This is a genomic window from Ruegeria sp. L11 (genome assembly GCF_056531755.1).
This window is the reverse complement of the sequence record NZ_JBQFMI010000001.1, coordinates 251,813-266,307: the sequence shown is the minus strand read 5'-3', so window position 1 is coordinate 266,307 and position 14,495 is coordinate 251,813. Positions and strand designations below refer to the sequence as shown.

Below are 14,495 nucleotides of genomic sequence, written 5' to 3'. Positions count from 1 at the left end.
CCCGGCCCGCGCCCGCCGCCCGAGGGGCCGATGGCCCCCCGGATTCGTCACCGCTTAGGCGATGCCGAATTTCACCAGCTTGATGGCTGCAAAGTCGCTCACATCGCCGCCCACACGCTTGGTCGCATAGAACAGGACATGCGGCTTGGCGCTGAACGGATCACGCAGCACGCGCAGATCGGGGCGCTCGGCGATGGTGTAACCGGATTTGAAGTCGCCAAACGCGATCGAGAAGCTGTCCGAGGCCGCATCCGGCATGTCCTCGGCAATCAGTACCGGATAGCCCATCAGGCGCGCGGGCTCACCAGCGGCCAGACCGTCCGACCACAGGAAACGGCCATCACTGTCCTTCAGCTTGCGGATCACACCCGCCGTTTTCGAGTTCATGACGAATGTGCCATTGACCCGGTATTGCGCGCCCAGCGCATAAACCACATCGACAATCGCATCCGCATCGACACCGCCATCGATGCCGGTGGCAACGTACCCCAGGCTGCCCCAGGACCAGGTGTCATCGGATACCGCCCGGTGGATCATCAGACCCTTGGGTTTGTCCACACCGTCACCCGTGATAAAGGCCGCCGCCTCGGCACGGGCAAACTTGTCGGCGATCCGACCGGCCAACCAGCCCTCGACATCGAACGCGCTGTCATCCAGCAAGCGCTGCGAGGCTTTGGGCAGCGCGCTCAACTCGTGCAGCGGGATCGAGATGCGGTCAATCGACGGGGTTCCGGTTTCGGAAGTGGACGAATTCTCATCTGCCCAGCCTGCACCGACATCGGTATGGTCGATCAGCACATCGAACGAATTCGCCTCGACATTCACCACCGACGCAATCGAACGGATTGACGCGGTTGCGTTCAGAACCGACTTGATTGTCTCGGCGGTCTGCGGGTCGACCAGATACCCACCATCGCTGTTGACGGCGGTGGACAGCGATTTGCTCTCCATTTCCAGCCCGCGCAGCCCATCATCCTCGCCCGAGCGTACATAGGCGTCGAACGCCTTCTGGTGCGGGGCACCGTCCAGGGTCGAGGCCGCAAGATGCGGGCGCGCCGCGATGGTTGATTTACGATCCAGCATGGTCAGTCGCTCTTCTGTCTGTTGCAATTTGGTTTTAACTTCAGCCTTCAGGCCCTTGAATTCATTCACGAAGCCAGCCATCGCCTGCTTCACCTCCTGAACCAGGGGCGCACCCTCTCCGGTCAAGGCCGGGATCTCGGTCTTGCTCATCAGCATGTCCTGTTTTTGGGTGGGTTTGAGGCGCGCTAGGTCCGCGCCAGCTCCTGCCGGGCGTCGTTGAACACCTCGGCAATACTGCGCCAGGTGTTCTCGGCATCGGGGTCGCTCCCCTTTGCCGCCACCCGCGCACTGGGCAGCATCGGGAAGGTCACAAGCGACACCTCCCACAGCTCCAGTTCGGTCAGGACCCGGTGGCCCTTGTCATTCTTCACGGCCCGTTTGGTGCGATAGCCGATCGACAGGCCATCCATCGCACCCGCCCGGATCAGCTCGGCCGCTTCCCGGCCTTTCTGGGTGCTTTCCAGCAGGCGACCCTTGACCCACAAGCCCTTGTCGTCCTCGCGCACCTCGTCCCAGACACCTATGGGTTGCGCCGGGTCGTGCTGCCACAGCATCTTGACCCGCTGACCCGCCTTGGCGAGCCCCTCAAGCGAGGCGCGATAGGCCCCGCGCTGCACCATGTCACTGCCCTGATCGACTTGCCCGAACAGGCTGGCATAGCCTTCGATCACCGCATCCTCGGTCACTGACAGGATGTCACCAAACCCTGCGAACTTATGCTCCAAATCCATGAACTTCTCCATGTAACCCACTGAACTTATGGCGTTACCACCAGGAATGACTGAAACGCCTGCGCCAGTATCACTGCGGCCACACCATAGACTGTCAGCCACAGCCGTTTCTCCAGCCGCTCCATCATCTCTTCGATCTGATCCAGCCGCCTGCACAGATGCGCGTGCTGGATCTCGGCCACCCGCTCATGCGCGGCCAGACGTAGCCCCGGCGCGCAGTCGAACGGCGGATACCCCTCAGCCATCGGCACGCTCCGGCAGACCCAGCAACCTGCGTTTTTCCACATCGCTCAGGAATTCCGCCCGGTTGACCCGCGCCCATTGCGCATCCCTCTCGGCAGACAGGGCCGTTACCTGATCCAGATCGGGCTTCAGGATCAGGTCCTCGCCGGTAAAGCCCGTCAGCCACTCCGACACCGCCGCCGCCACCCGCGTCACCAGGGGCAGCACGGTAAGGCGGTAAAACGCCCGGTTGGCCTCCTGATAGTTTGAATAGGTCGCGTCGCCCTGTATGCCCAGCAGCATCGGCGGGACCCCAAAGGCCAGCGCGATCTCGCGGGCGGCGGCTTCCTTGGTCTTCTGAAACTCCATGTCCGAGGGGGAAAAGCCCATCGGCTTCCAATCCAGCCCCCCCTCCAGAACCATCGGCCGACCCGCATTGCGCGCCCCGCGATAGTTCTGCTCGATCTCGTCGGACAAGCGGCGGAACTGCTCCTCGGCCATCATTCCGTGCCCATCACCGCCCTTCCACACCAGCGCCCCCGAGGGCCGCGCGGCATTGTCCAGCAGCGATTTCGACCACCGCGAGGCGCTGTTATGCACATCAATCGCCGTCGCCGCCGCCTGCATCGGCGAGAACCCATAATGATCATCCTGCGGGTGGAACGTCTTGATATGACAGATGGCCTCGGCCGCGAACCGGTGCGTCTTGCCACCGACACTGTAATCATAGGCCTTGGGCCACCCATCCGCCCCCGGCACCACGCTCATCCGGTCCGAGCGCAGAACATGCAGTTCAACCGGCAGCCCGTCCTCGGCCTGCACCGCCTCGACATAAGCATTGCCCGACAGCAGCAGCTGCCCGAACAGGGCCTCCAGCATCTCTGCCCGCCCCTGCGCCGCATTCGGGCGTCGCAACAGGGCCAGAATCGGGTGCGCATCGAAACGCTGCCCCTGACCCTGCAATATCAAGGGCAGAGCCGCCGCCGATTCAGCAATCAGTTTGACCGACCGAAACCCCACCGGATTGCCCGAAAATCCCGTCCGCGTCAGAGACACCGTGTCCCGCGGGCTCCACGCCACGCGCCCGCCGGTCTGCCACGCCACCACAGGCCCGGTCGCGCTCGCCTTCGCCTCGGGCGCGCTCCCAGCCGATCCACGACGCAAGAAATCGAATACCATCTGTGCTCCTTTCTGCCGCCGCTCTGCCCGGCTTGTTGAAAGGAGTTATGACGGAAAGACGTTTAAGCCTTGGGAATGGGGCGTACGGGGGGGGGGCAACGGGTCAGTTCTGAATTGAGGAAAGAAGTGAACTACGTGCTGCAATCATACCTTCACGCACTTCGTCAATGGACAGACTTTCGAAATCACCAGGACGATTTGTAGTTTCGACCGTCAATCGAAAACCTGTTCCGAAAGGTTGCCAAATCGAACATTCCCTCACTAATTTTGTTTCAGCATCCCAAAGACAACTAAAACCCTCCCGCACGTCACCTTGCCTAAAAACATCAGGTGAGTCCCAATTCCAGTAGTATGCAGGTTTCCCAGGGTCTGCCGGGGAAGAAACACTGAACTCCACCAACAACGGCATGAAGTGGTTAGAGTAATTGCTGCACCAAGACGGCGGATCAGACGCCATACAAACAGCAGACAAGGATTTGTGTACGGCTACAGGGTTGATCTTGATCTCATTCACAGAAATTACTCGAGAAGCATTCTCGCTGATCCCACACAGGTAGGAGTGCTCTCTTTTTCTCTCTGGGTTGGCCCAGTATTTTTGCTTCTCTTCGGGCCATACGAGTGGGCGCATTTCCGAGGGTATACTTAGTTTTTGACCTGCAACGTTTACCAGCAGAGGTTTACCGTCGCAGGAGTTTGGCACGTACTGCCCCCACAACATACTTCCTGCGACCAGTGCTGCTAATCCACAAACAACAATTGCTGAAACCACTGCTGGCACTCCGAGCAAACGCAAAATTGCACCCCAACCGGCACCAGCCCCGGCAGCAAGCAACGACGCTACGACAACGATTACATAGCCAAGCCCATCATACTGCGTGCCTGAAGGCATTTGTCTGATAAACAGCAATGGCAGCGCGGCGAGCAACGCAGTGAAGAGCAGTCGCCAAAATGACCTAAATCGAACTGCCATAGCAGCACACATTGCGACTGCGACCAAGGTCAAGCTAAAGAGTGTGGGCGAATTTATTGGAAACAAATGACAAATACCCTTTGAATTCAAGATGCATCTGCCTGTCTCAAATATCCATTCTGGAATTCCTTACTCAGACTTCTAGCGGTATTTGCTATTCAATTCACAACGCCCGCACCCTCGGCCTTCTAAACACCCCCGCAGGCCCCACAACTAACTCATGCAGCGCCCAGACCAGCGCGTCGACCCGGTCGGGCGAGCCCTGCCCTTCAAACCCGCGCGCGGTCATCTGGCACATCTGCTCCTCCAGCGCGTCCAGCCCGGCCACATGGGCCACCCGCCCCTGCTCGTACAAAGCCGCGACCGGCTCGGCTCGCGCCACCTTGCCGCGGGAGGCCCGCACCGCACGATAAGGGACCAGAGGATCCACTTGTCGCACGACCTCTTCCACCAGTTGCCCGCCCTGATTGACCTCGGCCACCAGCCGTTCGGCCCCGAACTCATCCATCGCGTCAATCGCCGCCTGCGCCCAGCCTGCCGGGCCAACGCCCTGCACCGTCCGGTCAGCCAGCACATAGGCGCGCCACGCCTCGGGCGGGCCTTGCACTTGCGCGCCAACCACCACGATCCCGCAGGCATCCGCGCCTGACCCGGATGTCACCGCCGGGTCCAGCGCCACCACGATGCGATCCAATTCGGGCACCTTTGCGCACCGCGCCGCCTCAAGCATCGAACCCGTCCACAGCGCGCCTTCCGCATCCGACAGCAGCACTCCGTCCAGCTCCTGCCGCCCCAGCCGTGTACCCGCATAGCGCGCGCGCACTTCTTCCAGAAACGACGCCGCCAGATTGGCCCGGTTCGCCTCGGTTGGCGCATGGGTCTGCACGGTGGAGGGCGACGCCAGCAAATCCTTCAAAACCTTCACATTGCGCGGTGTCGTGGTCACGCAGACCCGGGGCCTCTCGCCCAAACGCAGCGCAAATTGCAGCATGTCCCAGGTCTCGCCCGCTTTCTTCCACTTGGCCAGCTCATCCACCCAGGCCGCATCAAACTGCGGCCCGCGTAGCCCTTCGGGATCATGCGCTGAAAACGCCTGCGCCTCGGCCCCGTTGGGCCAGATCAGCTTGCGTTCGGATGCCTTCCACGTGGGCCGACGATCCGGGGGCGAGCATTGCAATATCCCGCTGTCGCCAAAGATCATCACGTCGCGCACCTGATCGAATGTTTCACCCACCAGCGCCACGCGGCACGCCTCGCCCTTGTCCAGCGGTTTCGGCCCCTCGACCATCGACCTTACCCACTCGGCCCCGGCGCGCGTCTTGCCCGCACCGCGCCCGCCCATGATCACCCAGGACCGCCAGTCGCCCTCGGGCGGCAATTGATGCGGCAGCGCCCAGAATTCAAACAGGAAAGGGAGGGCACACAGCCCCCCCTCCCCGATCTCACTCAGAAATCTCTCCCGCACCGCAGCATTGGCGGAGGCGAGCCAGCCTGCACCCGATCTCAAATCGGGCCCGCTCAAGGTCGAGCGCGTACCCTCCTTGGGCAATTCCGGCTTGTCTGAAATGTTGTTCGACAAAGCTTGTCTCCACTTTCTGGCAACTTCGGATCAGCCCCTCCAGCTGACCGAGTTGCTTGGCTGAACCAGCAAGATCTGCATCCTCCCCGGCACCGATCTGTTTGCGCAGGTCTTCTGCCGCTTGCCGCAGATCGCGAATGGACCTTTCCAGGGACTGCAACAGTTCAGCCGTCTGGGAAATCCGCTCTTCCGGGGTAATCAAAGTCATGTTTGCCTGTGACCTCATGCGTGAGTGTTCTCCGCACGAGAGAAACGAAAAAACGGCCACCGGGTCACCCCGAGGCCGTTCGCCCACTTCTTCTAGCATGACGCAACCTATACGGGATAAAGCGCGCAAAGTCAAGGGTTTACGCAACAGGTGCGCAACAGGGATCGTACGGTGCGGGTTAACGGAAAGTGAATTTCCGGCTGTGGTAACCCTCGGCCTAAACGCCGCCCGGCCCTTCGGCAATCCAACTCCTGACGGCCTCACCGACCAGAGGGATTAATACAGGGTTACCCCCGTGCCGCTTTCAGCGTGTACAAATTGCACAACCCCCGCGCGGACGCGTGTACAAAACTGACATTTTCCGAAATCGCGCTCAAAATCGCCCGCATCACCCGATTTCGGCGCCGCAGGGTCCTGCGCGCAACCTGCCCGCGGCAAAACCAGTCCTTGACATTCCCTCCCGAAACCCTCATGTGCCCCTCATCACGGCGCCACCGCGTGAGCATCGTCGGGCTTCAGGCCCCACAGCGCCAACACATAACTCCCAGTTCCCCTTCACGCAGGGTTCTTTACGCGATGGCCGGATGGCGCTGGATTCGCTCGCGCATCCCGAGGTCTCGCTCAACCCTGCCGGTCACATGAACGTGGCCAGTCACCACCTGCTCGTGGGGTTTAACCTGCGGGCCGTAAAGGATAATTTTTTGTTCGACTTCGATATGCTCGGCCTCGCGCCGACACTGAACGACGCGTTGAAACGCGCCAATTTCACACAACCCACCCCGATTCAGAACCAGGCCATTCCGCTGGCCCTGAACGGGCATGACATCCTCGGGCTGGCCCAAACCGGCACCGGCAAGACACTGGCCTTTGGCCTGCCCCTGATCGACCACCTGCTGGCGCAGCCCGGCAAGCCCGATCCCAAAACGGCCAAATCGCTGATCCTCGCCCCTACACGCGAGTTGGTGAACCAGATCGCCGACAGTTTGCGCACCCTCACCAAAGGAACAAAGCTGCGGGTCGCAACAGTTGTTGGTGGCCAGTCGATCAACAAACAAGTGATGTTCCTTGCCCGCGGCACCGATATTCTGGTCGCCACACCGGGCCGCCTGATTGACTTGATGGAACGCGGCGCTGTTGATCTTGGCTCGGTGCGCCATCTGGTATTGGACGAAGCAGATCAGATGCTTGACCTGGGCTTCATTCACGCTCTGCGTCGCATTGCGCCTGCACTGGGAACACCCCGCCAGACCATGCTGTTCTCGGCCACAATGCCGAAACAGATGGAGGAGCTCAGCCGTGCCTATCTGAACAATCCACAGCGGGTGCAGGTTTCACCCCCGGGCAAGGCGGCGGACAAGATCACTCAGTCCCTTCATTTTGTTCCAAAAGCCGAAAAACCCTCTAAACTTCGCCATATCCTGTCTCAGGACGCGGATGCACTGACGCTGGTCTTCACCCGCACAAAACACGGTGCCGAGCGGCTGATGAAAGGGCTGGTCGCCGATGGCTTCAACGCAGCATCCATTCACGGGAACAAAAGCCAGGGCCAGCGTGACCGGGCCATCAATGCCTTCCGCGCTGGAGAGGTGAACATACTGGTGGCCACCGACGTTGCCGCGCGTGGCATCGACATCCCCGGTGTCGCCTATGTCATCAACTTCGACCTGCCCGACGTACCCGACAATTACGTCCACCGTATCGGGCGCACCGCCCGTGCCGGGCGCGAAGGGGAAGCGATCGCGTTCTGTGCACCGGAAGAAGTCGACCTGCTGCGTCAGATCCAGAAGCTGATGAAAATTGAAATCCCTGTCACAAGCGGCACCATGCCGGAAGGGGTCGAGGTTCAGCAACCTGCACGTCGTCAAAACAACCGCCGTCGCGGGTTTAAACCCAAACCGGCCAACGGTGATGGGAAACCTTCCAGCAGCAGACGGCGCCGTCCCAACAAAAGACGTTCAGCCGCCTAAGGACTGAACAGGCTGCCAAAGAAAACGCCGACGCCAGTTTTCATACCGGCGTCGGCGTTTTTTGTTAGCAAAACCAGCATTCCGCCGGGCTTAATTCCCCGAGCTTTGCTGTTCCTCAATTTCGCGCCATTTGGCAACGTTGCGATTATGCTCCTGCAGGGTTTCTGCAAACGCATGACCGCCCGAGCCGTCGGCGACGAAGAATACATAGTTGGTGTCATCCGGCGCAACCGCAGCTTCAAGGCTCGCCAGACCCGGATTTGCAATCGGCGTGGGGGGCAGCCCATCAATCTGATAGGTGTTCCACGGTGTCGGACGGTTCAGTTCGCTGCGCCGCAACCCGCGACCTAATGTGCCCTGCCCCTTTGTCACGCCATAGATGACGGTCGGATCGGTTTGCAGCCGCATCCCCTGTTTGAGGCGGTTCACGAACACACTGGCGACCTGGCCACGTTCCTCCGGAACACCGGTTTCCTTTTCGATGATAGACGCAAGGATCAGCATCTCTTCCGGAGTGTCCAGTGGCAACCCGCCTTGGCGGCTTTCCCAAACCGCGTTGATCCGCAGTTGTTGCTTGTCCTGCATGGCCTGCAAAATCGCATTGCGATCCTGTCCGGCCACAACATCGTAACTGTCCGGGGCCAACATGCCCTCAGCCGGGATCTCGGTCACTTCACCTGACAGCGCTTCGAATGATTTCAGAGCTTCAACCACCTGCCACGAGGTCACACCTTCGGCCAGCGACACGCGATAGCGCGTGTCAGCTTCGTTGCGCTTCTCGGTATAGGCATCAGGCGTTTCTTCCTCTGCCGCATCAAATGAAGCAATCTCGACAAAATCCAATGTTGCCGGGTTCAATTCACGCACGCGGGTTTGGGTGCGTGTCACACCGATACGGTATTCGATTTCCGACCCACAAGTACTGGCGCCGCTGCTGGTGATCTCTTCGATGATCTGCGCCATAGACGCACCTTCGCGCACCAAAAAGCTGCCCGCTTTCAACCGCTGCGCCTGATCGGTATAGTCAGCGGCCATCCGAAACAGAATTGAACTGCGAATGGCACCCTGATCTTCCAGATCGCGACTGACACGTGTCATGTTCGAACCGCTTTTGACCTGAAGGCAAATCGCAGTTTCAAGCGGGCCTTCGGCCTTGTACTGCGACTGTCCCCACAGGATCAGACCGCCCACCAGAAACAGGCCGACCACCAGGATGGTCAGCGCATTCGAAGCGATGGCCCGCCACATTTAACTGACCTTTCCGAAAATCACGCTGGCATTGGTTCCACCGAACCCGAACGAATTCGACAGCGCCACGTTAATCTCACGCTCGCGTTTGGCGTTGGGGGCAAGATCAATCGGGGTTTCAACTGCCGGGTTGTCCAGGTTGATTGTTGGCGGTGCAACCTGATCGCGGATCGCCAGGATTGAGAATATCGCCTCAATCGCACCCGCAGCACCCAGCAAGTGACCGGTTGCCGACTTGGTCGAGCTCATCGTCGCATTCCCGGCATGCTCGCCCAACAGGCGCTCAACCGCGCCCAGTTCGATCGTGTCCGCCATGGTCGAGGTGCCATGCGCGTTGATGTAATCCAGGTCTTTTGGCTCCAGCCCGGCGCTGCGCAACGCCGCCCTCATGGAACGTTCGGCCCCGTCGCCATCCTCGGACGGGGCGGTGATGTGATAGGCGTCGCCCGACATACCATAGCCCAGAACTTCGGCGTATATCTTGGCACCGCGCGCCTTGGCGTGCTCGTAATCTTCCAGAACCACGATGCCAGCGCCCTCGCCCATAACAAAACCGTCACGGTCCACGTCATAGGGTCGGCTGGCAGCCTTGGGATTATCTGCGTATTTGGTCGACAGCGCCTTGCATGCGTTGAACCCGGCGATACCGATCTCGCAGATGCAGCCCTCGCCGCCACCTGCCACCATGACATCCGCGTCACCCGCCCGGATGATGCGGCTGGCGTCGCCGATTGCGTGCGCCCCGGTTGAACATGCCGTCACGACCGAGTGGTTCGGCCCTTTGAACCCGTGGCGGATTGATACCTGACCCGAGGCCAGGTTGATCAGTGCGCCCGGAATGAAGAACGGAGATACCCGACGCGGACCCTTGTCGCGGATCAGGTTCGCGGTATTGGCAATCGATCCCAGACCACCAATGCCCGAGCCGATCAGAACACCAGTACGCAGGCGCGATTCTTCGTCTTCCGGCAACCAGCCTGCATCATTACAGGCCATTTCGGCGGCTGCGATGGAATACAGAATAAAGTCTTCGATCTTGCGCTGCTCTTTCAGCGGCATCCAGTCATCGGGATTGAAGGTCCCGTTGGTTCCGTCGCCGCGCGGCACCTCGCAGGCGTAGGTCGTTGTGACCCCGCTTGCCTCTGCATCGAAATGCGTGATTGGGCCTGCGCCGGACTCTCCGTCCAGCAGCCGCGACCAGGTTTCCTCGACCCCGCTGGCCAAAGGAGTGACCAATCCAAGACCGGTTACAACGACTCTGCGCATGAAGTGCCTCTTGCCTGCTTCCTGTTATGAGAACCGCTCATACCCCGGCCCGGGGTGCGGGGGCAAGAGCAACGGTTCTTTCCGCCCCGGCGTTCTGCCGCCGAATGCCCAAGGAAACCGGAAATTCGGCGCTTGTCAAAACCGCCCTTTCGCGCGTTCAGCCGAAAGGGCGGAGTTGCTTACTGAAACTGCGCGACCGGCTCGTGCGCCGATTTGGCAGTATCAAGTGCTTCGGTCAGGTCCAGTGTCTTGCGAAACAGCGCACGCCCGACAATCGCGCCCGAGATATTGGGGATGTATGCAAGCCGCGAGATATCGTCTGCTGTGCGCACGACGCCGCTGGCAATCACCGGGGTACGCGAATGGTTTGCCAGTCGCGAGATCAGACCAAGCTGTGCCTCGACATCTTCCATGTCACTGTCGATATCCGTCACCACGATGGCGGCAAAAGGCGCATCACCGAACGCGTCAATAAAGGCTTCGGGCGTGAACGCACTTTGGCTGCGCCAACCGTCAGTCATGACAAAGCCTTGCCAGACATCAACCGACAGCACGATCTGATCCGGGTGCAGCTTGGCCAGATCCTTGACCAGGTTCGGTTCACGCGCAGCAAGCGTACCAACCACGATGCGACCCGCGCCCTTGTCGATCCAGCGCTCAATCTGCTCGCGCGAGCGCATGCCACCCGCCAACTGCACCGGAATCTCGGCCTTGCGAATGATATCTTCGACCAGCTGCGCGTTGGTATCCTTGCCCTCGATCGCGTCGAAATCCGTCAGGTGCATCCATTCGGCACCCGCCTCTGCCCAGCTCCGTGCGGTTTCTACCGGATTCACGTGCCAGATCATCGATTCTTCCAGACGACCCTTGTCCAGCGAGACACACCGGCCGTTCTGCAGTTCCATCGTGGGGTAAATCCTCATGAGCTTGGTCCTCCGCTCAATCGCTCTGAAAATCCCCGGCAGCATACATCCAGAAAGCCCGCCCGAAATCTCCGGGATCGGCACAGTTTGGCCATTTTGCGGCATACTGATTAAGTGGCGAATCTATGCGCGGGCTGGCGGTCCGTTGCGTCGTAACAAATGCACCGGGGTTTCATTATACACCCCTTCCCGCATCAAAACATAGCCAAGCTTCTTGGCGAGTTTCTGCGAAGACGTGTTGGACGCGTTTATCATCGCGACCAACGGTCCGGGAATCACCCGGTCAAACCAGTCATGCGCAGCCTTGGCGGCCTCGTATCCCAATCCCTGCCCCTGTGCTTCGGGGACCAGAACCCACCCTGCCTCGGGGAAGCCGTCGAAATCGTCGCCCATGCATCGGTTGCTATAGAAGAATCCGGCTTGCCCGATCAGCTTGCGATTCGATTGCTGCATTACGCCCCACTGACCAAAACCGGCCATCTGCCAATGCCCCGCATTACGCAGGAAAGAATCCCACGCTTCGCCACGCGATCGGGGAGAACCGCCGATATGCCGCACGACGCAAGGGTTACGCCAGATTTCCGCGAACCGGTCAAAGTCCTCTGGGCGCATAGCGCACAGCGTCAAACGCGCGGTATTTATCATCGGAGTGGATCTTATCATGCCCTGTCCACTTTGAGTTTTGCCTCAGTGGAAACAGTGCGCAGGCCACAATAGCCACGCAAGCCCGAAATTCGGCCGGGCATAAAAAAACGGCGCCCCCGTTGCCCGGAAGCGCCGATTTTAATCAGAAAGAAACGCTTAGGACGCTTCGCTGATGAACTTGACGGCGTCGCCAAAGGTCTGGATGGTCTCGGCTGCGTCATCGGGGATCTCGATGCCGAACTCTTCTTCGAAGGCCATGACCAGCTCAACAGTGTCCAGGCTGTCTGCGCCCAGATCGTCGATGAAGGACGCGTTTTCCACGACTTTATCTTCTTCAACACCCAGGTGCTCAACAACGATCTTCTTAACGCGATCTGCGACGTCGCTCATGTCTATTCCTCATTCCTTTACAGGGCGGTCCGCCCGATTCTGCCCTTGCCCGCACGGGTTGGCTTTGGTTTGCCCGTTTTGGGCGGTTTCGGTCCCGGCGAACCGGGAAATAGAAGGCCGACCTGAACGACCGGCCCCGCATAGATGCGCCGCCTATAGCATAGTCGACGCAAGAGGCAAACGCTTTCGCACTCGCCCCTGTCGCGCTCACAACATGGCCATACCGCCATTCACATGCAAGGTGCTTCCGGTAACATAGCCCGCTTCGGGGCTGGAAAGATACAGAACCGCAGCTGCAATTTCCTCCGGATCGCCCATGCGCCCGGCCGGAACCTTGAGCAACAGACCCTTTTTCTGTTCCTCGGTCAGTTTCTCGGTCATTGCCGTCGTGATAAATCCAGGTGCCACGGCATTCACAGTAATTCCGCGCGTCGCAACTTCGTGAGCCAAAGCTTTGGAAAACCCGATCATACCGGCCTTCGACGCGGCATAGTTCGCCTGCCCCGGATTACCGATTGCGGCCACCACGGACGAGACATTGACGATCCGGCCCCAGCGCGCCTTCATCATGCCCCGGATCACCCCTTTGCACAGTTTCATGGTCGAGGTCATGTTCACGTCAATGACGCTTTGCCATTCTTCATCAGACATGCGCATGAACAGATTGTCGCGCGTGATTCCGGCGTTGTTTACAAGAATGTCCACCGATCCCATCGCCTCGGCCGCTTGCTTTGGCAACGCTTCAACGGCTTCCGGATCACTTAAGTTGCAAGGCAGAACATGTGCGCGTTCGCCCAGTTCGTCGGCCAGAGCCTGCAGCGGCTCAACGCGTGTACCGGACAATCCAACCGTTGCACCGGCGCCATGCAACGCACGTGCAATGTCGCCTCCGATACCGCCCGAAGCACCGGTGATCAGCGCATTCTTACCTGTTAAATCAAACATTCGGTTTCCCTCTTGCTGCGTCGGCTACAACGCAAATTCTGCTTACGATTCGGCCTGAATGGCCTTTTGAACATCTTCCGGTGTGCCCACAGCCTTACCCGCGATTTCGCGATCGATCTTGCGGATCATACCGGACAGCGCTTTGCCAGCGCCGATTTCCCATGTTTCGGTCACGCCTTGTGCCGCCATATATTGCACGCTTTCCCGCCAGCGAACCGAACCCGTCACCTGCTCGACCAGCAATTGACGGATCAGATCCGGGTCGCTGACAGCCTCAGCGCGCACATTGGCCACCAAAGGTATGACAGGGGCCTTAATTTCGACGGCAGCAAGCGCTTCTGCCATTACATCTGCAGCAGGTTTCATCAGCGCACAGTGAAATGGAGCACTTACCGGCAACATAACGGCACGTTTTGCACCTTTTTCCTTGGCGATCTCGGCAGCGCGCTCGACAGCCGCTTTTGAACCCGACACGACGACCTGCGTGGGATCGTTGTCATTTGCGGCCTGACAGACCTCGCCCTGTGCGGCTTCTTCCGCCACGGCGCGCACGGCCTCCAGATCCAGCCCCAGAATGGCGGCCATGGCCCCCTTGCCCACGGGTACGGCGCTTTGCATGGCCTGACCACGGGTGCGCAACAGACGCGCAGTATCTGCAACAGACAAGGCGCCCGCCGCGGCCAGAGCCGAGTATTCACCCAGCGAATGCCCCGCCACAAATGCCGCCTTGCTGACTGATACGCCTTCGGCTTCCAAAGCGCGCATGGCTGCCATCGATGTTGCCATCAACGCGGGTTGGGCATTCTGGGTCAGTGTCAGGTCAGCAATATCGCCATCCCAGATCAGGCTGCTCAACTTCTCGCCCAACGCGTCGTCCACCTCATCGAAGATGGCCTGAGCCGCCGGGTAAGCCTCAGCCAGAGCTTTGCCCATACCTACGGTCTGGGCGCCTTGCCCCGGGAAAACGAACGCGAGTGTCATTGCAACCTCATGGATGGTGTCAGGTTGCGGCGGGGTGTAAACTGACTGACCGTCTGGCACAAGCATTGCCTGCTTTCTGCATTCTGGCACCTTTTGTGTGCACCCGCGCTCACTTGTGTCTGTTTCATCCGGCTTTACCTTGGGCACACCCAAGAATC

At 59.8% G+C, this 14,495-nt stretch carries 15 protein-coding genes; 1 reads left to right on the top strand and 14 read right to left on the bottom strand.

Annotation, left to right across the window (positions count from 1 at the left end):
- Positions 1-54: 54 nt before the first annotated feature.
- The 7 genes from ACR0CE_RS01275 to ACR0CE_RS01245 all read right to left on the bottom strand — a co-directional run bounded on the left by ACR0CE_RS01275 (position 55) and on the right by ACR0CE_RS01245 (position 5,972).
- Positions 55-1,233, bottom strand: coding sequence for a phage major capsid protein (locus ACR0CE_RS01275; RefSeq protein ID WP_480485291.1), 1,179 nt, complete (start codon positions 1,231-1,233; stop codon positions 55-57).
- A 35-nt stretch (positions 1,234-1,268) separates the two neighbouring features.
- Positions 1,269-1,814 carry an HK97 family phage prohead protease gene (locus ACR0CE_RS01270; protein ID WP_480830571.1) on the bottom strand — a complete coding sequence of 182 codons (546 nt, stop codon included), beginning with the start codon at positions 1,812-1,814 and terminating at the stop codon, positions 1,269-1,271.
- A 26-nt stretch (positions 1,815-1,840) separates the two neighbouring features.
- Entirely contained in the window at positions 1,841-2,059 is a 219-nt protein-coding gene (locus ACR0CE_RS01265; RefSeq protein WP_480480401.1) for a GTA head formation protein, RCAP_rcc01685 family, read from the bottom strand.
- The gene (locus ACR0CE_RS01260) at positions 2,052-3,215 is read right to left on the bottom strand and encodes a phage portal protein (RefSeq protein WP_267365008.1); all 1,164 of its coding nucleotides are present in this window, start codon (positions 3,213-3,215) and stop codon (positions 2,052-2,054) included. The genes ACR0CE_RS01265 and ACR0CE_RS01260 overlap by 8 nt, the downstream gene beginning before the upstream one ends.
- A 103-nt stretch (positions 3,216-3,318) precedes the next feature.
- Positions 3,319-4,185 carry a hypothetical protein gene (locus tag ACR0CE_RS01255; RefSeq protein WP_480504735.1) on the bottom strand — a complete coding sequence of 289 codons (867 nt, stop codon included), beginning with the start codon at positions 4,183-4,185 and terminating at the stop codon, positions 3,319-3,321.
- A gap of 163 nt (positions 4,186-4,348) precedes the next feature.
- Positions 4,349-5,650: a DNA-packaging protein gene (locus ACR0CE_RS01250; RefSeq protein ID WP_480830568.1), complete on the bottom strand. Its 1,302-nt coding sequence runs from the start codon at positions 5,648-5,650 to the stop codon at positions 4,349-4,351.
- The gene (locus tag ACR0CE_RS01245; protein WP_480830567.1) at positions 5,628-5,972 is read right to left on the bottom strand and encodes a hypothetical protein; all 345 of its coding nucleotides are present in this window, start codon (positions 5,970-5,972) and stop codon (positions 5,628-5,630) included. Before ACR0CE_RS01245 ends, ACR0CE_RS01250 begins: the two co-directional genes overlap by 23 nt.
- Positions 5,973-6,673: 701 nt before the next feature.
- On the opposite strand from ACR0CE_RS01245, the gene ACR0CE_RS01240 reads away from it, so the two are divergent.
- The gene (locus ACR0CE_RS01240) at positions 6,674-7,939 is read left to right on the top strand and encodes a DEAD/DEAH box helicase (RefSeq protein ID WP_480565243.1); all 1,266 of its coding nucleotides are present in this window, start codon (positions 6,674-6,676) and stop codon (positions 7,937-7,939) included.
- Positions 7,940-8,029: 90 nt separating this feature from the next.
- Here the strand turns inward: ACR0CE_RS01240 and mltG are convergent, their stop codons facing one another.
- From mltG to fabD, 7 genes are all read right to left on the bottom strand, one after another.
- Positions 8,030-9,187: an endolytic transglycosylase MltG gene (gene mltG / locus ACR0CE_RS01235; RefSeq protein WP_480504731.1), complete on the bottom strand. Its 1,158-nt coding sequence runs from the start codon at positions 9,185-9,187 to the stop codon at positions 8,030-8,032.
- Complete coding sequence (gene fabF / locus ACR0CE_RS01230; RefSeq protein ID WP_480485279.1) at positions 9,188-10,453, bottom strand: beta-ketoacyl-ACP synthase II; 1,266 nt, start codon at positions 10,451-10,453, stop codon at positions 9,188-9,190.
- Positions 10,454-10,632: 179 nt separating this feature from the next.
- Positions 10,633-11,376, bottom strand: coding sequence for a 1-(5-phosphoribosyl)-5-[(5-phosphoribosylamino)methylideneamino]imidazole-4-carboxamide isomerase (locus ACR0CE_RS01225; RefSeq protein WP_480830565.1), 744 nt, complete (start codon positions 11,374-11,376; stop codon positions 10,633-10,635).
- 123 nt (positions 11,377-11,499) lie between these two features.
- A complete protein-coding gene (locus tag ACR0CE_RS01220) occupies positions 11,500-12,039 on the bottom strand; it encodes a GNAT family N-acetyltransferase (RefSeq protein WP_267364575.1) in 540 nt (179 codons plus the stop codon).
- Between the two features lie 138 nt (positions 12,040-12,177).
- Positions 12,178-12,411, bottom strand: a complete 234-nt coding sequence (locus ACR0CE_RS01215) for an acyl carrier protein (protein ID WP_050602116.1) — start codon at positions 12,409-12,411, stop codon at positions 12,178-12,180.
- A 207-nt stretch (positions 12,412-12,618) separates the two neighbouring features.
- On the bottom strand, positions 12,619-13,356 hold the full coding sequence (gene fabG / locus ACR0CE_RS01210; RefSeq protein ID WP_480485277.1) for a 3-oxoacyl-[acyl-carrier-protein] reductase: 738 nt from the start codon (positions 13,354-13,356) through the stop codon (positions 12,619-12,621).
- A 42-nt stretch (positions 13,357-13,398) separates the two neighbouring features.
- Complete coding sequence (gene fabD, locus ACR0CE_RS01205) at positions 13,399-14,337, bottom strand: ACP S-malonyltransferase (protein ID WP_480830562.1); 939 nt, start codon at positions 14,335-14,337, stop codon at positions 13,399-13,401.
- Positions 14,338-14,495 lie beyond the last annotated feature (158 nt).